Source organism: Xenorhabdus sp. TH1 (genome assembly GCF_037260955.1).
In the GTDB taxonomy this organism is placed as follows: domain Bacteria; phylum Pseudomonadota; class Gammaproteobacteria; order Enterobacterales; family Enterobacteriaceae; genus Xenorhabdus; species Xenorhabdus griffiniae.
Map to the genome: position 1 here is coordinate 202,836 of NZ_CP147735.1, position 22,200 is coordinate 225,035.

At 43.0% G+C, this 22,200-nt stretch carries 13 protein-coding genes and 6 pseudogenes; 6 read left to right on the forward strand and 13 right to left on the reverse strand.

Annotated features, from left to right (window positions below; translation table 11 throughout):
- Nucleotides 1-6 precede the first annotated feature (6 nt).
- The 4 genes and pseudogenes from WDV74_RS17745 to WDV74_RS17760 form a co-directional block, all read right to left on the reverse strand.
- Nucleotides 7-276, reverse strand: a complete 270-nt coding sequence (locus WDV74_RS17745) for a hypothetical protein (RefSeq protein ID WP_338885705.1) — start codon at nucleotides 274-276, stop codon at nucleotides 7-9.
- A 16-nt stretch (nucleotides 277-292) separates the two neighbouring features.
- Nucleotides 293-1,210, reverse strand: a complete 918-nt coding sequence (locus WDV74_RS17750; protein ID WP_338885706.1) for a DUF637 domain-containing protein — start codon at nucleotides 1,208-1,210, stop codon at nucleotides 293-295.
- The gene (locus tag WDV74_RS17755; protein ID WP_338885707.1) at nucleotides 1,149-5,291 is read right to left on the reverse strand and encodes a DUF637 domain-containing protein; all 4,143 of its coding nucleotides are present in this window, start codon (nucleotides 5,289-5,291) and stop codon (nucleotides 1,149-1,151) included. Before WDV74_RS17755 ends, WDV74_RS17750 begins: the two co-directional genes overlap by 62 nt.
- Nucleotides 5,292-5,392: 101 nt before the next feature.
- Nucleotides 5,393-6,278 (reverse strand): annotated as a pseudogene (locus WDV74_RS17760) (IS982 family transposase).
- A 120-nt stretch (nucleotides 6,279-6,398) separates the two neighbouring features.
- On the opposite strand from WDV74_RS17760, the pseudogene WDV74_RS17765 reads away from it, so the two are divergent.
- Nucleotides 6,399-6,684, forward strand: a pseudogene (locus WDV74_RS17765) (Tn3 family transposase); the annotation flags it as partial.
- Between the two features lie 71 nt (nucleotides 6,685-6,755).
- Here WDV74_RS17765 and WDV74_RS17770 read toward each other — a convergent pair.
- Entirely contained in the window at nucleotides 6,756-7,382 is a 627-nt protein-coding gene (locus WDV74_RS17770; RefSeq protein WP_338885708.1) for a TetR/AcrR family transcriptional regulator, read from the reverse strand.
- Nucleotides 7,383-7,547: 165 nt separating this feature from the next.
- Here WDV74_RS17770 and WDV74_RS17775 point away from each other — a divergent pair, with 165 nt between their 5' ends.
- Both WDV74_RS17775 and WDV74_RS17780 read left to right on the forward strand, forming a co-directional pair.
- The gene (locus tag WDV74_RS17775) at nucleotides 7,548-8,789 is read left to right on the forward strand and encodes a Tm-1-like ATP-binding domain-containing protein (protein ID WP_338885846.1); all 1,242 of its coding nucleotides are present in this window, start codon (nucleotides 7,548-7,550) and stop codon (nucleotides 8,787-8,789) included.
- Nucleotides 8,776-9,624: a phosphoenolpyruvate hydrolase family protein gene (locus WDV74_RS17780; protein ID WP_338885709.1), complete on the forward strand. Its 849-nt coding sequence runs from the start codon at nucleotides 8,776-8,778 to the stop codon at nucleotides 9,622-9,624. Before WDV74_RS17775 ends, WDV74_RS17780 begins: the two co-directional genes overlap by 14 nt.
- A 676-nt stretch (nucleotides 9,625-10,300) precedes the next feature.
- Here WDV74_RS17780 and WDV74_RS17785 read toward each other — a convergent pair.
- The 7 genes and pseudogenes from WDV74_RS17785 to WDV74_RS17815 all read right to left on the reverse strand — a co-directional run bounded on the left by WDV74_RS17785 (nucleotide 10,301) and on the right by WDV74_RS17815 (nucleotide 17,363).
- Nucleotides 10,301-11,938 carry an AMP-binding protein gene (locus WDV74_RS17785; RefSeq protein ID WP_338885710.1) on the reverse strand — a complete coding sequence of 546 codons (1,638 nt, stop codon included), beginning with the start codon at nucleotides 11,936-11,938 and terminating at the stop codon, nucleotides 10,301-10,303.
- Nucleotides 11,935-12,918 carry an alpha/beta fold hydrolase gene (locus WDV74_RS17790; RefSeq protein WP_338885711.1) on the reverse strand — a complete coding sequence of 328 codons (984 nt, stop codon included), beginning with the start codon at nucleotides 12,916-12,918 and terminating at the stop codon, nucleotides 11,935-11,937. Before WDV74_RS17790 ends, WDV74_RS17785 begins: the two co-directional genes overlap by 4 nt.
- A 65-nt stretch (nucleotides 12,919-12,983) precedes the next feature.
- Nucleotides 12,984-13,162: pseudogene (locus WDV74_RS17795) on the reverse strand (IS3 family transposase); the annotation flags it as partial.
- 203 nt (nucleotides 13,163-13,365) lie between these two features.
- On the reverse strand, nucleotides 13,366-13,782 hold the full coding sequence (locus tag WDV74_RS17800; protein WP_338885712.1) for a thioesterase family protein: 417 nt from the start codon (nucleotides 13,780-13,782) through the stop codon (nucleotides 13,366-13,368).
- A 268-nt stretch (nucleotides 13,783-14,050) separates the two neighbouring features.
- Nucleotides 14,051-14,971, reverse strand: coding sequence for a hypothetical protein (locus WDV74_RS17805; protein ID WP_338885713.1), 921 nt, complete (start codon nucleotides 14,969-14,971; stop codon nucleotides 14,051-14,053).
- A 1-nt stretch (nucleotide 14,972) separates the two neighbouring features.
- Nucleotides 14,973-15,308, reverse strand: a complete 336-nt coding sequence (locus WDV74_RS17810) for a hypothetical protein (protein ID WP_338885714.1) — start codon at nucleotides 15,306-15,308, stop codon at nucleotides 14,973-14,975.
- 1,287 nt (nucleotides 15,309-16,595) lie between these two features.
- A pseudogene (locus WDV74_RS17815) lies at nucleotides 16,596-17,363 on the reverse strand (transposase).
- Nucleotides 17,364-17,612: 249 nt separating this feature from the next.
- On the opposite strand from WDV74_RS17815, the gene WDV74_RS17820 reads away from it, so the two are divergent.
- A complete protein-coding gene (locus tag WDV74_RS17820; RefSeq protein ID WP_338885715.1) occupies nucleotides 17,613-18,569 on the forward strand; it encodes an IS110 family transposase in 957 nt (318 codons plus the stop codon).
- Here WDV74_RS17820 and WDV74_RS17825 read toward each other — a convergent pair.
- Nucleotides 18,501-19,810: pseudogene (locus tag WDV74_RS17825) on the reverse strand (Tn3 family transposase); the annotation flags it as partial. The gene WDV74_RS17820 and the pseudogene WDV74_RS17825 sit on opposite strands and share 69 nt — an antisense overlap.
- On the opposite strand from WDV74_RS17825, the gene WDV74_RS17830 reads away from it, so the two are divergent.
- Together WDV74_RS17830 and WDV74_RS17835 are read left to right on the forward strand one after the other, a co-directional pair.
- Nucleotides 19,755-20,084, forward strand: coding sequence for a Tn3 family transposase (locus WDV74_RS17830; protein ID WP_338885716.1), 330 nt, complete (start codon nucleotides 19,755-19,757; stop codon nucleotides 20,082-20,084). The pseudogene WDV74_RS17825 and the gene WDV74_RS17830 overlap by 56 nt on opposite strands.
- A 555-nt stretch (nucleotides 20,085-20,639) precedes the next feature.
- Nucleotides 20,640-21,960: pseudogene (locus WDV74_RS17835) on the forward strand (reverse transcriptase domain-containing protein).
- The last annotated feature ends 240 nt before the right edge of the window (nucleotides 21,961-22,200 follow it).

Below are 22,200 nucleotides of genomic sequence, written 5' to 3' on the forward strand. Positions count from 1 at the left end.
TTACTCTTAAGGTCTTGTTCCAGTTGTTCCATGGAATACATTGATAATAAAATCTTTATTCTGTTTTGCAAATATTTCACTGTTAGTTTCACAACCAGTACACATTCCTGGAGATTTAGCACTCATATTTTGAATAGACATATTTATATCTACTTTGTTACCTTTATAAGTATCTTGAAAATGATTGAATAATTTCTGTTCAGCATGATTAAAATTAGTTTGGCCATTTTTAGGATTAGTAACTTTTGGTATAGAGTTAATATCGTTTCTAATCACTGTATAATTAATCCCCTTAATCGGGGGAATTACCTGACCAAGCTCCTGAATTTACAGATAAGTAATATTCTTTTTTACCGTCAACTGTTACTGAGGCTGCAGATATACTATAAGCTTTCGAATTTTGTTTACTCGCCTTATAGGGCGCCCCTACATACTGATCAATTTCTTTTCGTAACATATTTGGATCTAAGTTTACATCTTTAAGCTTACTTAAATCATTAACTCTATGATTCCCTTTAAAGAATTTACCCATACTTCTAAGAGAATCATTGTAAATCCTAGTAGCTTCAGCAAACTTACCATTTTTAGCAAAAGTTTTTATAGCTTCAACGCTTTTATCAGCTGCTTTTCCTAATTTTGCCCAAGGGGCTGCTGATGCCGCTGCAATTATATAATCTGTTCCTGCATCTTTAACATCTTTAAGTACTGAAAGAGGACTAAATTCTACTATAAAATTACATAAAGTTGCATCAACTAAACAAGCATCTACAGCATCTTGGAGAGATCCTTCGGGGAATATGCTTCCAGGTTTACCTTTATTGACGAACAGTCCCATAGTATGTTCATCATGGTTATATATTATAGTCAATTCGCCAGCATTAGCTCCAGCATAAACACCTTCAGGAGTTCCTGTAATAGCTGCACCAGCTAAAGCTCCTACAATCTTACCTCCTATTTGAGTGGCTCTAGAATCATCAAACGTATTTCTAAGACTATCAGCTGCTAAAGAAGCAGCTAATGCTCCCGCTGCGGCAGCTTTACCATCATTTCCTCCAACTTCTGCAATTATAGCAGATAGTGCAGCATGGCTAAGCGCTCTTCCAACTTCAGTTAACTGATTCGCATATTCACCTATTTGGAAAGCTCCTTCAGCATGAAGTTGAATTAGATAATAGAGCGGAAACAAAATTATCTTTAAAACTTCCACCATTAATAGTAGTGTTTATTCCAGAGCTAATCAAAGACTGTCCGGCAACTCTCTGGGCAGTAGCTACCCAATCTTGATTACTTAATAGAGGCATACTTCCTCTATTAATAGCTGCACCTCCTTTAGTCCCTTCACCCCAACCCATTGCAGAATCAAATCCAGCTAATGCACCTCCAATAGCCGCTGAAGTAACTGTAGATTTTATAGTACTACTACTTCCCATGTCTTTAAAAGTTTTAGATAAATTACCCTCATTTTCAGCTAGAGAAACCGCTGCTTTACTAGCAGCCGCTGCCATACCTGCTGTAATAGCTCCTTGAGCTGCTGCACTGCTTCCAGCTATAGATGTTGCATAGGGAGCAGCGTAACCAGCGGTGACTACAGCTACTACTACAGCTATTACTGCCCCTACAACCGGATTTAAGTTTTTATTGTTAATGTTCCATTCAGAATAAGCATCTTGTATTTTATTCCATTCAACATCATTTCGTTTGCTTATATCTTTTATCCAAGACATACCATAACCATCGCTTAGTAAGTCAATGGCATCTTGAAGATTTTGATTATCCTTTGTTTTTATATCAGCATTAATACCGGTAGCATTAACAGTAAGTGTTCCTCCAATATTAATTTGAGGTAAATACCAAATATTTTCTTGGTAACCTTTATTTCTTTGCTTAATGTAAAACCCTTTAGACATACTAAGTTCTTGTTCAAAATCTAAAGAACTTACAGCTTTGAAGTTAACTTTACCTTGAAGACTAGTTAAATTAGTATTTTTGCCGGATTCTATTTTACTACCTTCAAAAGTAACATCATCTCTACCTAAAAAATTGATATAACCGGTAGGAGCAGAAAACTCTGTAACAACTGGGGTTGAAGTTTGGTTAATTTTCTTAAAAGTTTTCTTTCCACCTAACCAATTTCGCTTTACAGACTCTGTTTCATATTGCGTTGTTTCGTTTAAATCTTGAGCATAGATGTAACCGCCTTTAGCAGAAATATCCATAGTTCCAGAAGCTATCGCATTTCTTAAAGTAGTGTCTGAAATAACTGATGAGATACTTTTTAGTCCTTCAACTGCTAATTTAGTAGCTTGAAATAAAATATTTCCTTCAGCGGAAAGCGTTAATAAACCTTTGGCAGATAATTCTGTTGATTCAATAGTTTGATATTCGTAGCTATCATTACTTCTAGTATATTTTTCTTTTGGTAAAGCTCTAAGTCTAATGTCTCCTCCAGAAAGTATAGAAAGATTTTCTCCAGAGATTAATTTAGATCCTGAGGTTACAACATGATCATTAGCGATTAAATTAAGATTTTTACCGATTTTAATAGAAGTTACTAAGTTATCTGTAAGGAAATAATTTAAATCTGGACTTAGTTTACCATAATTATACCGATCAAAACCTATATATTTTCCTGCTAATATTGTAGTATTTTCTTTAGATTTAATATCGGCAGCTTTTAGTATAGCCGACCCTCCAGCATTTAATGTGACATTGCCCGAGTTAATAGCAGTAGTTAAGTCTAAAATTTCGTGAGAATTAGCTCCAAATTCAGGTCCGAGATTCACAATTGTGTAATGGAGGTCATCAGGAGTGTTAGGTATAATTCTAGGCCCTTGGGCCATAACTTTTACTGAAAACATAATATCCCCAAAAGAGGTATCATTTCCAATAGAAGTAAGTCTATCATCACCATAAATTAGACCAGAGCTAGAAGAATTTCGAGTTTTTAAACTAAATAAGATGTCTTTTCCAGCAGTTAAGCTAACACTATCGGAATCTTTTACCGATACATTATTACCATTGCAACCATTTATTGATCCCCCTAAACAATTTATCTGAACACCGCGTAAAGCTAAATTATTTCCAGCTACCATAGAAACGTTGGAAGCATTAATATAGCTTCTAAAAGAGAAGGGGCCTCCAACAAAATCTTCTGCTATTTTATTATGTGCAGGTCTGATTGTAAAGGTTCTAAGCTCTTTATCATTATTTTCGACGTTAATATCCCTTCCAGCGAAAATTGTTACTGTATTTCCATTATCTGTAGAACTAAAAACTGCAGTGTTCTCTAAAACGACATCTCTTCCAGCAGAAATTTTTAAATCTTTATTTGCTCTTATAATGCTACCTAATATTGGAAAAGTATCGAAATCAAAAGGTATAAAAACGTCACCATCTTTCTTGAGTCTTTTATTATTATTGTGTTTATCATTAGCATCTGAATCACTAATGCCATAAATTTTAACATCTCCATCTTTACTAAGTGGATTCTGAGAATCTCCTCTTAATTTTAATCTCCTCAAATCTATATTGTTGCCAGCTATAATCGATACTTCATTTTTAGCATTTAAATCAGTTTTTATTCCCTTTACAGAGTCATTCGCAATGATTTTTAAAGTATTATTAGCAGTTATTCTTCCATGAATATTAATGTTATTAGCGTTTAATACAATATCTTTACCTTTAATAGAATCAGAATCAGACCCTCCTTCGAAAGTTGGCGAATAAAACTTTTGATTATCTATTTTGAAAGAGAGATTATTAAATAAACTAGAATTTACATTAATTGAGTTAGTAAAATCTAAAAGAAGTTTATTTCCAGCTGTTAACTGTGGTATTATATCATATTTTCTTCCAGAACCATAATGAAAATCGCTTATATATTGATGATTTAAATTTTGTCCAGTAAGAATTAAATCATTTTTTGCCTTAATATTTGCAGAATTGTTAATATTATTAGCATTGATATATAAACTATTACCTGAAGTTATTCTTTGATCAAAAAATTTTCCATTCTCTATACCATTATTTTCTAGACGAGCAGCTCTAAGTATTATGTCTCCATTAAGGCTATTAATATTTCCACCTAAGTTTTTAATTGAATCAGATTTATCTCCATATAAAGTTTTTTGAGCCCATAGATTATCTTTCGCCGAGATTAAAGAATTATCAAAATTTACAATATTATTGCCTAACAACCATATATCTTTACCACTAGTTATTTTAGTATTATTTTCTATTCTATTTTTGCTGGCTAAAACTATATCTTTTCCAGCGTTAATCTCAGCTTTATCGCCAGTAAAAATATTATCAGCTCCTATGTTCAAATTAGAGCTAGCTGAAATATTTCTGTTATTATTAGGGAGATTGACAAGATTTACATTTCCATTAACGTTAATAGAAATATCTCCCCCATTAGACCTAATATCAGAACCAGATGCCTTTAGGCTATTTAAATTAACGCCAACTCCTTTTTCAGTAGAAAGTATGTTAATTTTATTAGCATACATCCCTCCAAGATCAGAAGTGTCTATAGCTAGTTTTGGAGAACTTCCTTCACCTTTAATATTTGCAGTTAAATAATTGTTACCAAGACCTCCGTAATTAATTTGATTGGTGCCTTGAATTGTATTGATATTATTTCCTTGACCATTTATCCTACCAGATAAATTTAAAGTTCTACTGATTATATCTATAGAATCTATAGTATCAAAACTGCCATCTAAGCCATCACCCTCAATATTAATTTGACCTTTAGTTACTCGTAAGTTATCTAAAAATCCATCATTATTTAAAGTAGGTTTACCTGTAGTTAATGTAGCAACGGACATATTAAGAAAGCCGCCGCCATCAACAGTAATACCATTGGGGTTAGATATTATCACTGAAGCTCTATCGCCAGCTATTTCTAACGGTCCTTTAAGCTGAGATTGATTACCCCCGACTACTTCATTAATGATTAAATCTGCAGATCTATCTTGAAAATTAGGGTTTTTATCTACATCTCCTAATATTTCAGATACTGCAGTATCTATTGAGTTATTTAAAACTGCACCTTGCTCTTCGACATTAAATTCTTTATAAACGTTATGAGAGATCCCCCTAATATTAGGGGCAGCTATATCAATAACAGGAACATCATCAATTACATTTATTTGAGTTATGTTATCATTGGAGATAATTGGATTTGCAGCAGCGATGCTGATAGGATAAATACCTATTAGATATATCAGAAGATAGGTTAAAGCTTTTGTAAACTGATTAACATTATCAGGATTATTGGGTTTTTTCATAATTTCCTGCCATTAGTTCATTTAAAAAAAATTGCAAGAAATTATGAAAAGTATATAAGTCTCTTGCAATTAATAGAATTACTTATAGTTTTTAACTAACCTCAGCTTCGTTTAAAAATAGCGATATCATTATCCCGTAAATTCAAGCTCGGTTTTTTAGGTTGGAATGTATAAGCAATGAGACCTGCGGCGATTTCCAGCAGAAAACCGAGCTGACTACGATGTCTTGAATGCTCTATCTGAGAAATATTTTTGAGCTGATCAATGACCGTTTCTATCAAAAATCGTCTTCTTAACATCAACCTATCCCAGAGCGATAACGCTTTGGCTTTCATGTTGCTACGGACATTCGTAATTAACGTAACGCCTTCCGCTTCCAGCTCATCGCATAAAGCCTGTGATAAATACCCTTTATCGCCATATAAACATCCCGTTAACCCTCTTGCCAATGCTTTGACAGGGTGACGATCATCCTTAATTTCCTGCGGTTAATTTTACGGCCAAAAGTTCACCGCAATCATTGATAACCAGATGAAGTTTAAAACCATAGAACCCGCCTGTACTGGTTTTTCCTCGTTGTGCCATTCCCTCAAATACGCGATGACGGGGGAGCCGAAGATTGTGACAAATGGCAATTTTGGTGGAATCAATAAAAGCGATCCCTTGAGTTTTCGCTTTACGTGACGAAAGAAAAGCGCATAAAGGAATCAGTGCCCTTTTCTTCAGGGTGAGGATACGGGTATAGCTGACTAATCCGGGAAAATCTGCGGTAAGATATTGTTTTACATGTTTATTATAAAACGTTTTAAAATCACGATAATGGCTCATATGAAATAAAATAAGGATCATCATGACTTCGCTAAGCGAAAGGGAAGCTACGCGGTGCCGTTGACGTAATCCGTTTTCAATGAGCTGTTGATGCCAGAGAGGAATAAATTTTTGGCAAAAGTCATCGACGCAGTAGTAAAGTTCTTCTAAATTAGACATGCCTGAGGATCTCCACGATTTTGTTTTATTTAGCAAAAACTTTGATCGTGCCTCAGGCACTTTAGTTCCCTTCTTAAGCGAAGCTCAGGTTAATCAGATCAAATGTTTCTGCACTGACCCAAGACAAACTATCTGCGGGCTAAAATTATCACCAGTGCAAATGCCAGACTTGTTGATTTTCAGGCAACGCTATCGCTGGCGCAGATGTGGGGCGAAGGAGAAGTTGGGAATGCGTTTTGCTACTCCGGTCAGAACAATCAATGCCGGACCGAATCGCAAATATTTTGGCCACAACAGAAGGATCACTTGGTACAATTTTGTGTCCGATCAATATTCCGGCTTTCATGGCATCGTTATACCGGGGACGTTGAGGGACTCTATATTTGTGCTTGAAGGTCTTCTGGAGAATGGATCGCGAAACAGACAAGTCAAGAGACAGAATTATGCCGAGGGATACTTATTACACGTATAAAATTTTTATTGATTATTTGAGGTTTCAGCAATGGCTTGACGGATGATCATTTTTGCGGCCCAAGTAGTTAAATTTATAATTTCCTCGTTTTCTAAGTTAAAAGTATCTTTCAGTACAACCATAGCCTCTGTGCCATATAACACTGAAAGTAACATAACAATTTTATGTACAGTTTCATCACTAATCTGGTTTTTAAGAGGTTCTAGAGCAAGTGAAAGTGATTCTCGGCGGTTACTCTTTTTTATAAATGATAGCTGATTGCAATTTTCTTTTTCAGATACCGTTTCTTGCCAACGAAGCTGTGCTATACGTAAAGCATCCCTCATCAATGCTTCATGCTCTTCTATTTGTCCATATCCCCATTTGAGCAGTCTTTCTACGTTTTCTTCCACATTAGAGCCTATTTTGGGTGCAACAAAAGAACCAATAACTTGTTTTACAATATATTCCACAAATTCATTATGGGTTTGAAAATAACTACGCAATGTAATCTTTGCATACTCTGCCTCATCGCTAATCTCTTTAGGGGATGGGAACATTTTTTTCCTATATAGCTTCAAAGCGGCGTTAGTCATCCTCTCAAGAGTACGGCGTCGGATTGGTGATAGATTCTTTTCATCAAATAACATCATTCAAATACCTTAAAAGAGTTGGTAAAACATCGTTCAAAGCCCAAAAATACTATTAATAATAAAAAATATCCTCAAGGATAAAAAATATCTTGCATGGTAGGAAATATTAGCATAGCTTTACATTCGATTTTTAAAAATTTTTTTCATGTCCACGGAGTTAGTGATATGAATCGGTTTGTAGGGATCGTAGGAACAGCAGACACAAAACTGGAAGAACTTCTTTGGTTGAAATCATGTTTATGTCGTGCTGGGGTAGATTCAATGATTATAGATACATCTACCTCAATACCGGTAGATGATAAACAGAATGAAAAAGTTGATATATCTCCATTACAGATCGCTGGATACCACCCTGAAGGGGCTGATGCAGTTTTTTGTGATGAACGATATAAAGCGATCTCGGCAATGTCTATTGCTTTGACAAACTTTTTACATAATTCAATCGACGATATCGCAGGTGTAATTGGTATAGGTGGTTCAGGTGGAACAGCACTAGTTTCGCCTGCGATGCAAAGCCTGCCTGTTGGGTTACCAAAAATAATGGTATCAACGATGGCGTCATCGAACATTGCTGGTTATATCGGTGCCAGTGATATCGCTATGCTCTATTCAGTCACTGATTTTTGTGGGCTAAACCATATTTCCCGCTCAATATTATCTAATGCTGCAAATATGATGGCAGGTTCTGTCAATTATATGATGCCATTAGTCAAAACAAACAAGCCGAGTTTAGGGTTAACCATGTTTGGTGTTACTACACCATGTATTAATCAGCTTATAACCGAATTAAATACCGGATATGACTGTCTGACTTTCCACGCTACTGGCAATGGTGGAACAAGTATGGAGAAGCTGGTTAGTGATGGTGAGTTAATCGGAGTCCTAGATATTACATTAACAGAAATTGCGGATCTGCTATTTGATGGTGTTCTAGGCTGTCCTGATACTCGCTTAGATGTTATTGCAGAAAAACGTATTCCGTGGATAGGCAGTGCTGGCGCACTAGATATGATTAATTTTGGTGCAGAAGAAACAATACCAGAACGTTACAGAAAACGGACATTTGTCAAACATAATGAGAAAGTAACGTTGATGCGAACTACACCGGAAGAAAATTATCAACTTGGTGTTTGGATAGGAAATAAACTCAACAATTGTAACGGCCCCATTCGTTTCATTCTTCCAGAAGGTGGATTTTCTGCACTGGATTGCCCAGAACAGCCTTTTTATTTACCGGCGGCAACGCGGGCATTCAGTGATGGGTTAGAAAAAACGGTGAATCAAACAGAACAAAGGAAAATTATAAAAACACCTTTCCATATTAATTCACCGCAGTTTTGCTCTCTCGTTAAACAACACTTTGAAGAAATAATGCCACATCAGGGAATTTTTAATGAAGCCGTATGATCAAATTATTAAAATAATTAAGCAAAAAGTTGAATGTAGCGAACTTATTATCGGAGCAGGAGCAGGGACTGGTCTTTCTGCCCGTAGTGAGGAAATGGGGGGTGTAGATCTTATCATTGTCTATAATTCAGGACGTTATAGGATGGCTGGTAGAGGTTCATTAGCCGGGCTAATGCCATACGGTAATGCTAACCAAATTGTTAGAGAAATGGGAAATGAGATATTACCTATAGTTAAGAAAACACCTGTATTGGCTGGCGTTTGTGGAACTGATCCATTTTGTAATATTCCTCTTTTTCTTGATGAGCTTAAAGCTCAGGGTTTTTCAGGTATTCAAAATTTTCCAACAGTAGGACTTATTGATGGAAAATTTAGACAGCACTTGGAAGAAACAAATATGGGCTATGGGCTGGAAGTCGAGCTTATTCGTCTGGCGCATGAGAAAGAGATGTTAACTACACCTTATGTTTTTAATCCAGACGATGCAGTGGAAATGACAAAAGCAGGTGCTGATATTATCGTTGTGCATCTGGGACTGACGATTGGTGGTGATATTGGTGCTTATACTTCATGTGATTTGGAAACTAGTATATCCCTGATCAACACTTGCACTTCGGCAGCTAAGGCTATCCGAGACGACATAATAGTTCTGTGTCATGGTGGGCCTATTTCGGAGCCTAAAGATGTTGCCTATATTTTAAACTCTTGTCCTGACTGCCACGGTTTTTATGGAGCTAGCTCTATAGAACGGTTGCCAACAGAAACGGCTATTAAAGATACGGTTCAAAATTTTAAAAAGCTAAACAGAAGTCATACACGGGATCTTAAGCAATAACAGTATATTTTAGATAGAAAAAAGGCTTCATTTATGATCTGATTATCGTCGCCAAACAAACATCAAAACCACGGATGAAGCCTGTGACGATTATCGCTATAAAACACCAGGTAATGCAATTTTTTAATGACGTCTCTTTGTAAAGTACAACCTGCCTTTGAAACATTTGTGAGAATTATCGTCAGGTTTATCATGGCACAATGGGTTGAAAAACAGCTTTTGACACCGAAAAAATTAATCCGATTTAAACATGTGATCCTTCAAGATGATTGTTCATTTAAAGTCCATCCCGCCCTTAAGTCGGTTTTTCCCCTCCCGCTTTAAACCACTGTGGCTGCCGTTGAATGTTATATGACAAGAGCCAGACCCCATTGGGATGACGGTCACGACGGACAATGATAAGGCGATTATTTTCCGATGTTTCTTTACTTAAGGCGGCGAAAAATACGGATATCTGGTTAGAGCCGATAATAGAAAATGTGCTCCAACGGGCGTGGTCAGAAACCAGTTTTTTACTGGAAAAAACAAGAAATTATTTATATCGGAACACCGTCAAAACTACCTCAAAAGACTGTACCGACATGATCACAATCCGGAGGTTGAGTCGCGGGTTATTTTTGAAAATAGTCTTCGTGATGGACTTATTTTATTGTTCACCCATTGCGCACTCTTTTCCTTAGCTGCAGCGATTATCTGCTCCAGATTCGTTGAGGATCGCTTTAAAGCCCTGACGCTCAAATGTCTGGCAAATCAAACTGCGTTGCAGCTTACCGCTACTCGTTCGCTTCAGTTGGCCGCGTCGCACCAGAAATATCTGCTCGCGTGGCACCTTAATACCTGTTTTCGCCATCAGCAACGTCGACAGCTCGCTGCGCAAGGTGCCGAGTTCGGCCACGGTACTCACCGCTTTCGGCTCGGCCAGCACGATGAGTTTTTTACCCGACTGGATCATTGCGACCCCACCAGGGCGCAGCCCCGGATGGGATTGAATTGTATTTTCCAGATACGGCAGGAAATGGTTTTCGCCGTTGATCTTGATGCGTTCGCCAATGCGGCCACTGATGAACAAATGCCCATCCTGCAAGTAGCCGATATCGCCGCTATGGTAGAAACCGTCCGCATCGATCATCGCGCGTTCATCCTCGAAATACCCGTACGCAAGAGTTCCGCCGCGAATCAGTATTTCCCCTTCTTCGCCGCTCCCGCCTTGACGATTGCCCTCGACAAGGATCCGTACCTCGAACTCGGGCAAAACTGTACCCACGGAGACCACGTCCCGACGTCCTTCGATGCTCGACAAATGAACAGTGTCGTTCGCGGGTTTACAACTGACCATCAAGACAGCCTCTGCCATCCCATAACAAGGAGTGATGGCTTTATCCGAGAGACCGAGCGGCTGTAATAGCTGCGTCAGGCGAGATACGACTGATGCGTCAATCACATCGCTCCCAACATAGATGCGGCGCAACGCATCGAACCGGCAACCGGACAACTCGTCGGCATCAGCTTCGCCTAGGCGCTTCAACAGATAGGACATACTAAAATTTGGCAAGGCAGTAATGCTCACACGATGCGTGGAAAGCGAAGCTAACCACGCCAGCGGGTCCATCAGGAAACCCGCCGGAGAGTCCAGATGTAAACTGTGGCCGGCCAGCATCGTACTCAACAACGAGCCCACTAAACCCATATCGTGATAAAGCGGCAGCCAGCTTGCGCCGACATCTGAGCTACTTCTATCGTCCTGGCTCAGGATCAGTTCAAGCTGCCGAATCAATTGTCCATGCCGAATCGGAACCCCTTTTTGCTGGCCGGTCGTACCGGAAGAAAACTGGACGAAAGCGATATCTTCCGGTGCGGGATTGGCCCACTCTATACCCTCTACGTCCGCCCGATGGTCCAGCGATGCCGTCGATACCTGCACCTGTACGACACCCTCGAGTCGTATCGGCATTGCCTTTGTCGTAACAATAGCAACACAGCCGAAACGCCGTATCAAGCCCTGGAGCAACTCGCAGTACTCGTCATGGCTGCCACCCGAGATTGGCAATTTCACGGAGAATGGCAATGCCTTCATGCCGATCAACGCAAAGAAGGCGGTGATACTTTCTATCGACGTGGAAAATGGCAAGATCACTCGGCTCCCGGGACGTATGCCAATTGCACGGAACTCGCACATCGCACGGCAGATATGCTGGTACAGAGCCTGATACGAAACAAAGTTCGCCTGTCCGCGACGATCGTACAAATAGAGGCCGATATGCGGGGAGCGATCCCGAAGCGGGACGATCAGTGAAGATACAACATTCTTGTTCATTGATTCTCCGGCCCTGAATCCATAGATACCGCTGGCGCGGCACCTTCAGTACACGCAGCCGCCTCGTGCGCATTTATCCAGGCTAGAACTTGCGGCAAGATCTCCGTCGCAGCCGCCTCGCCTCGAAGCACGTCAATATGGCCGAAATTTTTGGAAAACCCGTTGGTCAAGCCGAGTTCAACAAATGTCTTGTCAGCACTGCCAAGTTTTTGGAGCAGCTTTCGGCCCCGCGCGACCGATGCATGAAACGTATCCCCGCTACCGACGCCGGCCCACACGGGAACGGTGACAAACTGAAGGGATTGCCAGTAATCAATGTCGCCACGACGACTATCGAAAGAGCCACGGAGTGCCCAATGCCGGAATTGTTGAATTAACCCGTTCGGCGCATCCGACACCCCGAGTCCAAAACGGCGAGCCGGAAAATACCCGCATACGGCCGATAGCGCCGCGGCCAAATTGAAGAAAATGCGTTTGCGCAAGCCGTGTTCTGAATAGTCGTTGACGGCTGACGAAAAGAGACAAATGCCGCGAATACATCGCTGCAATTCGGGGCGGTGCCCCAAGCTTGCGAGCAATGCATAACCTCCGAAACTGTGCGCGACGACATAAAACGGACCTTGGTGCACCGAATATACGTGCTCGATCAAACAGCCTATATCCTGCTGAACGTAGTCGTCAAAACACCAGTCACGCGGCAACGAACCAACCTGCTCTCGATTATGGCCGTGCCCACGAAGCTCACCGATAAAGACCTGGCAACCCTCTTTCAAAAAATAAGCCGCAGGCCCCTTTTTGCTCCCGTTATAAAAAAAGCGGCCATCCGAAAAAAGCCCGTGCAGGCATAGCAGCGCGATACCACGCCCACCACCGTCGGGAGAGATAGCCTGTACACTCAACTGAACCCCGTCTTCCGTGAGCACCGTACGAACCGTAGGTTTATCCAAACCATGTGGCCTTTCCTGCATTGCTGCACCCATTGTCATCCTCCCCTCTCTCGTCGCAATGAATCGCTCCGGTTTTCCCGGAGACCATTTTGCTTGAGTCACGCCATGATGGCGGACCTAGCGAGTTTTGAATAATAAACGGCTTCTGCCTCGGCAGGTGGAATGTTGCCGATGGGATCGAAGAGCCGACGATTGTTGAACAGTCCATCCATTCGAGCGTCGCCATTTCAACGGGCTGTAGATTGAGCCACGATCCGAGGCGCTGGATCACCTCTGACCATCACTTCGGTCAGCGCTCAAGCGCCTGCGAACTCGTACCCGCGCGCACCCTGCTACGCAGTGTTTCACCCGAGCAGCCAAACTTCGCTGCAATCGATGCGATCACTTTCCATTGCGATTCCCGGTCTCCTTAGTGTTCCAACACCATCCGCACGCCCACTCACGAACCTCCGGAAAAAACGGGGCAATTCACAAATCGCGTCAACGCTCCGCCAAAGTTTGCAAAGGCTCGACCGCCGCACACAGGAAATCGTCCACCGTACACAACTGACGCCCGTTCACATCGATGAAGGCGACGTGAACGGACGCCGTGATTGACGGCTCCGTAGCATCCCCCGCATAAATGCGCTGATCAAACATGGCTTTGTAGATTGCGTCGTCGTGCACACGCTCTGTTTCTATCCTGAGTCGCCCACAGAACAACTCTTTGCGGTAGTCGATCTCTACGCGGGATACCACGGGTACGACTCGGGTACACTGCTTTAACCGGTGTCGTTGTAACCATTCCCAGCGGCCTTGCTCGAAATACTCAAGTGCTCGTGCATGATTCACATGGCCCGCGCTGTCCAGGTCACCCCGTCTTATCGACAGGCAGGTATGTACCGTTTCAAAACGCATTAATCATCCTTATAGATCAGGACTACGCCCGTTGCGTAGTCCCCACTGTGAGAAATCGATACGTCGGCGCGCAGACGATTCTCAATCAACCACGCGGACGGCGACGCAACACCTTCAACAGCGACTCCTTCGCTGCCAGCATCCCCGTTATGGACGACATGCTTGCCGCCGTTCTCCAGTTCACCCTCGGTGAAAAATACGCCTGGGGTGCATATGTTGGCCAACGCCGCAGACTCGGAGATCGCCTGTATGTCAGTCCCTATACCTCTCACTGCCCGACAAGATCCATCCAGACGTCTTCCACCTCGTCTGTGCTCGTGACCCGAATCCCAGTGACTTTTTCGAGTGCGATAAACACCATTTTTTGCTTACTCTCGATATCCTCGGGTCGTTCGATATCGGCCGTTTCGAGCTGATCCCACCAGTTGACGTGGGTGTCGCGACTTTCCACCTTGCTCCTGTCGCTGCCCTGAATTTCTCCGCCTTCGCGCAGAAACAGATGCGCAATCGAAAATGCTTCTTTTGCGTGGTATTTCCCGCTGTCAACCAGAGCTCTGGAAAATGAGATGAAATAGCGCATATGCTGCACCTCATCCGCAGCGATCCGCTTGAACAACGTGCGCAAGCCGGCATCCGTGGCGTGACTAGCGCAGCGCGCATAGTTGACGGTTGCCGTGATCTCAGAAATCGCCAGCAGGAATAACGTACGCAGCATATTGTCGTCGGGGAAAATTTTTCTGAACTCGATGAACGTTTCATTCGAGATAGGTGTCATCCCCAAGCGCTGTGCCAGAATGTTCAACGTTGCTTCGTGGAAACTTTCTTCCTCGTTCCAGTAACGGCTCCACGTGCCGCATGCCTGCATGACTGACGCTAGATGCGTGTCAGTCTCAAGCCAGCGACGGCATTCCGAATCTGCAAGGCGCGCTAGTCTGTCGGCACCAGGCTTGGTGGTGAGTTCCGCGCGGCCGGCGTTCCAGACGTAGACCTTGTCGGCATGCGACAACTGGTCCACGTCGATCTGTGCGAGCAACTCGACCGAACTCCAGCGGCGCTTTTCATGATAGCGGTGCTGCATCCACGTCACGTCGATCAGCGACATTCTGTCATCCGAAAAGACGTGGTACAGATCGGGAATGATCTCGGCCGTGACTTCCACCGTCGGCAAAGGATTAATCTGTGCCGACATATCAGGACACTTCCTGAATGGAGCCCGAGGATGTTACAGCGGATGCCGGCGCATCGTCTGCCTCCCGATAGCGCTCGATTTCCGCGACAAAAACTGACAACACTTCCGAGATTCTTGTTTCCATCGGGAAAGCGGGCAGTCTCACCCTTACTCCATAGTTGCGCTTGACCTGGTTCGCGACTTTGGCGAACGCTTCCATCAAGTCGACGCTGTTATGCAGAGTTTCCGACTGCGACATTATCTGAGCAAGACTCAGGTCAGATTCGAAGATATGGCTTTCATTAAGGTTCACGCTAGATGCAAACGAAGCGCGAATAAACTGAGTGAGTTCCAGCAAAATTAGCTCCTTTGGTTAATGACTTTCTAAATAGTCCGGTCTATTCGTTTTAAAACCCTTGCAACACGGGCAAGATGCTGATGTGCGTTTTCGAGACCAGATACACCAACACATAAAAAATTTGGCCATGTCCGCCTGGGACTCCTCCTGAGTGAATTTTGGGATAGGATCGTCCAACTCCTTCTGCACCTGGGCGAGAAATCACTTATAGTATGCAGCCACTTCGTGAGCACGCTTCAAGGTGGCTGAGCGGTCGGGTCATGCCACTAATGGTTAGATCGCTATGATAAACTTCCCATTTTTTTGGTAGGTAAAGTAAGGCTATTGTAGAAGTTTGTTGTCGTTATTGTCATAAACCGGATGGTGTAAAAGGGCATGATGCCGGAAATGGTAGTCATCCTCAGTATCACTGTTATGCCTGCCGCAAAACTTTCCAAATAGCATATATCTATCAAGCCTGTAAGCCCGGAATGAAAGAGTAACTTGTTGATATGGCGATAGTTCGTGATACCGCCAGAATCCTAGATGTTGGAGTTAATACGGTCTCCGCACATTAAAAACTCTCCCTGAAAAATGTGACAAGCCTTCCTCTCAACGGGAATAAATTCATAGGAACATTTTTCGAGCGTGAATTTTATTCTTAGGAGGAGGATATAACTATTGGCTGCATGGCTCTATTAACTTAATTGTTACACCAAGGCTACCGCACAACTTGAATCTAACCTCCAAGCTGAATTAATAACAACAACTGGAAAATGTATTTTGAAATGCTATGGCTATATTGTCTAAATAAAGTTAGAAAACTCATTAAGTTTTAATTTTAAAACATATAACGAATATATGATCATGGTTTTCGCTTTTATTCATTAATTATCTTTTACCACTTTGATGAAAAAAACAATCAAACAACCAGATTAGTTAATGAATTGTGATTTTTGTCAAAAAATAGTTATTGAGGTCGCAGTAGGAATAGCCGTTACCAGGATCTAGGGGGAGTAGAGCTGTCCAGTCACCCAGACAGCCCCTTCCGCAGAACCGGACGTGCGGAACTACCGCATCCGGCTCCAGACAGATCTGTGTCCCAACACATATTGGGGTCCGCTTGGAAAACGAATCTATGGTCACTCCCGTTTTTGCAATACTGAAAAATATGTTGGCTTGCTTGAATCTATCCGGCGTCTGAATAGGCTTTATACCCTGCGCCTCGATGAGTTCCGCGCCTGATGAACCTCAGAAAAATATACGGCTTCCACTGAGCCATTCCGTTTTACAGGTTCTTCAACAGGCCTATTGCCGCGTTGTCAATGCCCAAGCTATTCTGGCCAGCTTGTTTGCCAGAGCACAGGTCACCACAAAATTACTTTTTCGACACAGAAGCCCCCTGACCCAATCAGCCAATCTACCCGATTGGTGTTCAAGCCTTTGTATAAAAACGCTGGCACATTGAACCAATAATGTTCGGATCTTTTTATTACCTCGTTTGCTGATCCCCAGTAATGTTGTTCGCCCACCAGTACTGTATTGCCGCGGCAAAATCACGACTACTAGCGTATTGTTTTCCATCTCCAAGTTCTGTGGAGATGGTGCTTGCAGTAATCGTCCCCACACAGGGAATTGTCAGTAACCGCTGTCCCGCTTCATCCTCACTTAAAAACTGTTTCAACTGAGTTTCTCTTGCACCAAAGATTCCCGAATTCGATGCAGCGCCCGCATAGCCTGCTGAGATTCCGTTCTGCGCATTGAGGGGCGTGATGCTGCTTCACAGATTGCTTCAGCATCAACAAAGTCATTTTTATTAGTTTTGACGAAAGGTCGAACAAATTGTGGCGATATAAGCTTTGGTGTATGCCCCAACTCTGTAAACTTATGTGCCATAAAGTGAGCACCGCCACAGGCTTCCATGACGACAGTAGTTGCAGGACATGTTGCCAGAAACTCAAAGAGTTTTCGTCGAGTAAATTTTTTACGGAAAACAAACTTTCCATGCCGATCTTGGCAGTGGATGTGAAAAGAGTTTTTACCGAGATAGATACCAATGAACGCGATATTTTCCATGATGGTTCTCCACTAAATGAGGCTTGTTTCTAGCATACTCCTTACTTTGAAGGAGGGAGTGACCATCTTGTATCTTTAATCTGGTTTATGCTGGTTAAGTGAGATTGGCAACAATCATGCAGTCAGACAACCATCAAGGGATTAAGCCCGTTAATGAGCTTTCGACGCATGATTGTTACTTTTCTTCGAAAAACCCGAACAGTTGCTTGAAATAAAATTCGCATTTGCAAGAATGGGAGCCGAAGAACCATGACTGAAATAATTTGTGTCGGTATTGATGTTGCTAAAGCTTCACTTGATGTTGCTTTTGGTGTTCAGGGAACTGTCATGACATACCCAAATACCCCTGAAGGTCATGATGAACTAGCAGCTACATTGGCTAACTATGAGATTGATTTAGTTGTATTAGAAGCAACCGGGGGTTACGAGATGTCCGTTGCTTGTGCTTTGCAGGCCATAGGGCTAGCTGTTGCTATCGTCAATCCCCGACAAGCTCGTGATTTTGCTAAGGCAATGGGATATCTAGCCAAAACCGATAAAATAGATGCTCAAATGCTGGCACAGTTAGTCCTGGTTTTATCTCAACAAACAGATCGGGATAAAATAATCAGAGTGTTGCCCTCTGCTCAGCAACAAGTGCTGCAAGCCATGATCACACGCCGTCGCCAATTAGTCACACTTTCCGTCTCGGAGCGCCAAAGATTAGGAAGCTGCCATCCAGAAATGCGAGAAAGCATCACTTTAATGATCAGCTTTATACAAGAACAACTTAAGGTCATTGAATCGGCGTTATCTAACCACATCAAGGCCTATCATCGTCCCAAACTCGATTTATTATCGACAGTAAAAGGCGTTGGTCCTGCCACAATAGCCACTTTGATCGCCGATGTCCCGGAGTTGGGTCAATTAACCTGCCGTGAAATTAGTGCTTTGGTTGGCGTTGCACCGTTTAATCGGGATTCTGGGTTCTTCCGGGGAAAACGAACAATTTTTGGAGGAAGAGCAATGGTGCGTCGAATGCTTTATATGGCTACGTTAACAGCCATTAGATTTAACCCCGTTCTCTGCGCTTTCTACAAGAGATTAACCGAAGCAGGCAAGCCAAATAAAGTCGCTATCGTTGCTTGTATGCGTAAGTTACTGGTCATTCTCAATGCAATGATAAAAACAAATAAACCGTGGGATGAATCTTTCCACACGGTTTAAAGCGAAAGACAGTTGCTCATTAAACACCCCACGATAAGGATATTTTTTATACAAATCGATATTTACAGTACGCAATGGCCGGTATTTTCCTTCCCCCAGTTTAAAATTATTACCCCAGACATAATCTCCACTTAAATTGATATGCTTCCATCCCAGAGGAGAAAGATGTAATATCAGGGTTCATTAATAGAAATCCCTTTTCACTTCAGAGACTCAATCGCTCTTTCTATACATACCGTGTTCCACAGCGTGATCGCTGATGTCAGTAACGTCAACCCACTGGCACAGCTCCGCCCACGATCCTTGATTTCACCCAGTCTGTGCATAAAGACGGTCCGTGAAAGCGCGTTACGGGCTTCGTCTTTCTTCAAACCCGCCAGTACTCGTCGGCGCAGACTGGGGTCACGAAACCAATCCAGCATAAACAATGTTCGCTCAATGCGATCAATCTCTCTCAGTGCTTTGGCCAGTCCGTTCTGCTTCGGATAGCTGGCTAACTTTTTCATCATCAGGGATGCTGTGACTATCCCCTGTTTAATCGAGCTTGCCGGACGCAATACTTCATTCCAGTGTGACTCCTGCCGTGTCGGTGTAATGCTCCCTAATTTCCAGATCACTTTCGTGATACAACAGGCCATCAAGCACGTGAGTTGAGTCTCGTACCCGGCTGATCACTTTGGTATAGAACGGACTGTACCGGTCTCATATATGCGTATAAATTTGCACACCCGGTTCCTGATCATATTTAAGATTAACCTGCCCGGCATAACGTCCATGGCTGCTTACCCGAAAGTTCTGCCTGTCTGACGACGATGTTGTCCCATAGCCCCAGAAAGCGGCCAGAGGTCGCATTTTCTGAATATTGACCAGTTCGGCCAGTGCTGCTGAATAGGTTTCATGCCTGAATACCTTCGAATGATGATTTTGTTGCCTCGGGGCAGGACTCGGCCATTTTGGTCAACCCCAGATTGATCTCATTGGCCAGGATGGTGGTTAGCAATAGCTTTTTGTCTTTTTGGTCTGACGTTATTATTTTTGAGATGCGTAAAATGACGGGTAAAACTGGTCCAGCTGTCTACTTCCTCCAGTATCTCTGTCATTTTCGGATGAGGAAGTATCTCATAAACCAGGTCGGAAAAAGGTGAAACCTTGGAAGGAACACTATTCTCTAATGACGTGATTTTCATGCCTTTATTTGATGTTTCAACATCAGACAACTCGTCGGCCAGAGCTATCGCATCGGTCAATGGCAATCAGTTCCGGGGCGGACACGATTATCAAATCGATCAATGGAATGACTGTGCCAGACTCATTGCTAATTGTATTATTTATTACAATTCAGCGTTGCTTTCTGCATTGATTGAGAAGCTTCAGAAGGAAGGAAACCAAAAAGCAGTTAATTTGATCGCAGGTTTTTCACCTGTAGCTTGGCATCATATACAACTTGGCAGGAAATTACGTTTTTGGAAACCGGGATGGTTTACTGAACCTGTACAGTATGCTGGAACGTGTTGATCCGCTGGCCGATTCAGAAACTGAAGAACCGGTTACATAATAATGAATCGCGGTGAGTGAACTTTTCGAGGGAATGGGGCAGTGCGCTGGGAAAAGCTGTACTGATCTTGTGGGTGAAAGTCCCACCGTAGAAGGTTAGCCAGACCACTACGTAGCGAGTCTTGCGTGTCCGGCGGTAACAAAGGAGACGAAGCGTAGACAGCGAAACACCCGAGCCGGAATCAAATGATGAACGTGATAGCTCCGAAATACATCTGATCGTGTGTGCCGATAGTTAGCCCAGCTAGCAGGCAACAGTTACTGGATGGTCATACTGGCGAATATCCATACAGCAGCACACACCGGAGCCGCAGGCGCCAGCGAGTTTGTAGAGAACAGTATGGAACCCAGGAGATCCTGATATTTCTCAATGGAGTGAGTATTTCTGGCGCAAGTGCAAAACATAAGGCCGGAGAAATGAGTATCAGGAAGTCGGAGTCAGTCATAGTAGTGATGAAGCGGGTAATGACCGTGGAACGAAGGGCTGGCAGACAGATCGAACGTGAGAGGGCAACAATGACCGTACACAGCAACGACGGAATTTCATGGTTAACGAAACTTGAGCATATAGGCGAGAAATCAGCAGGCAATAAGCAGCAAGTGTTCAATAAATTAGGGCATTTGTTGAACGGTGACATGCTGAAAGGGCAATTCCAGCGGCTGGATGGGAGTAAAGCGTGGGTATTGATCGCATGACAAAAGCCGCTTATGGTGAACATCTCGATGAAAACATTCAACGTCTCATTGTACGGATACGCAGAGGGACGTACCACCCTAAAGCAGCACGGATAACCGAGATCCCAAAAGAAGATGGGAGTAAACGGCCTCTGGCCATTTCGTGCATAGAGGACAAGCTGGTTCAGCTTGCGGTCAGTGACATCCTTAGCCGGATTTATGACCCGCTGTTTCTGCCCTGCTCTTATGGTTTCCGGCCGGGGCTAAATTGTCATACGGCATTAAGGGCACTACAGCAGCAAACATTCAGAAACTGGAATGGTGCGGTAGTGGAAATCGACATCCGAAAGTATTTCAACACGATCCCCCATATCGAGATGATGAATTTACTCCGGAAGACGATATCAGATCGACGTTTTCTCAGACTGATTGGGTACTGATAATGGCACCCATCATGATAGACAATGTGGTTTCCAGCAATGTCCGTGGGTGCCCACAAGGTTCAATCCTGTCACCCGTGCTTGCCAATATCTACCTACATCACGTGATTGATGAATGGCTTAACGAAATCAGCCACTCACATATTCGTGGTCGGGCAAGATGGTAAGGTATGCCGATGACATGGTGTTTACCTTTCAGTATCCCAAAGAAGCAAAGCGTTTCAATGAAGTTTTACCAAAGAGATTGAATAAATATGGTTTGGAGTTGCACGGTGACAAATCGCAGTTAATTTCTGCGGGACATGTTGCAGCAATGAGAGCCGATTTGTCAGGAAAACGGTTACCCACGTTTAACTTTCTGGGCCTTACCTGCTATTGGGGAAAATCGCGAAAAGGCTTCTGGCGGCTGAAGTTTACCAGCCGGGAAGATCGGTTCGCAGCCAAATTGAAGGGACTCAGAGACTTTCTCCGGAAGAACCTGAATACGACTGATATAAGGTTAATCCTGAATACTGTCATCAGGGTAGTCAGAGGCTGGATAAACTATCACAGTATTTCTGACAACCAGAGAAGAGTTGAGCAATTTATCTACCAAAGCAAGTGGATCGGTTCAACCGGAAAGGAGGCGTCGCCGGTTAACGTGGGAAAAGCTAAATCGAATCCTGAAAATGCTGAATTATCCACCTCGATGGAAAATACATTCAATGTTCAATTCTCGCTAAATATGTGTGGGGACACTGGTCTGTCGGGAGCCGGATGCGGTAGTTCCGCACGTCCGGTTCTGAGGAGGGGCTGTCTGGGTGACTGGACAGCTCTACTCACCCAATACCCCGAACCGGTCAACGGATTACATCGAGGTTCGCAGCATCGACTGCAATAAGGCCGGAGAGCTGCAACCTACCGTCGATGTCAGCGTGATTTTTGTCTTGCAAACGGGATGCGTTCATATAGCCGATTTATGA

Excerpts from the sequence above, each read along its gene's own strand:
- WDV74_RS17750 (WP_338885706.1), bottom strand. The coding sequence starts at position 1,210 with ATGGTGGAAGTTTTAAAGATAATTTTGTTTCCGCTCTATTATCTAATT.
- WDV74_RS17755 (WP_338885707.1), bottom strand. The coding sequence starts at position 5,291 with ATGAAAAAACCCAATAATCCTGATAATGTTAATCAGTTTACAAAAGCT.
- WDV74_RS17770 (WP_338885708.1), bottom strand. The coding sequence starts at position 7,382 with ATGATGTTATTTGATGAAAAGAATCTATCACCAATCCGACGCCGTACT.
- WDV74_RS17775 (WP_338885846.1), top strand. The coding sequence starts at position 7,548 with ATGAATCGGTTTGTAGGGATCGTAGGAACAGCAGACACAAAACTGGAA.
- WDV74_RS17780 (WP_338885709.1), top strand. The coding sequence starts at position 8,776 with ATGAAGCCGTATGATCAAATTATTAAAATAATTAAGCAAAAAGTTGAA.
- WDV74_RS17785 (WP_338885710.1), bottom strand. The coding sequence starts at position 11,938 with ATGAACAAGAATGTTGTATCTTCACTGATCGTCCCGCTTCGGGATCGC.
- WDV74_RS17790 (WP_338885711.1), bottom strand. The coding sequence starts at position 12,918 with ATGGGTGCAGCAATGCAGGAAAGGCCACATGGTTTGGATAAACCTACG.
- WDV74_RS17800 (WP_338885712.1), bottom strand. The coding sequence starts at position 13,782 with ATGCGTTTTGAAACGGTACATACCTGCCTGTCGATAAGACGGGGTGAC.
- WDV74_RS17805 (WP_338885713.1), bottom strand. The coding sequence starts at position 14,971 with ATGTCGGCACAGATTAATCCTTTGCCGACGGTGGAAGTCACGGCCGAG.
- WDV74_RS17820 (WP_338885715.1), top strand. The coding sequence starts at position 17,613 with ATGACTGAAATAATTTGTGTCGGTATTGATGTTGCTAAAGCTTCACTT.
- WDV74_RS17830 (WP_338885716.1), top strand. The coding sequence starts at position 19,755 with ATGCCTTTATTTGATGTTTCAACATCAGACAACTCGTCGGCCAGAGCT.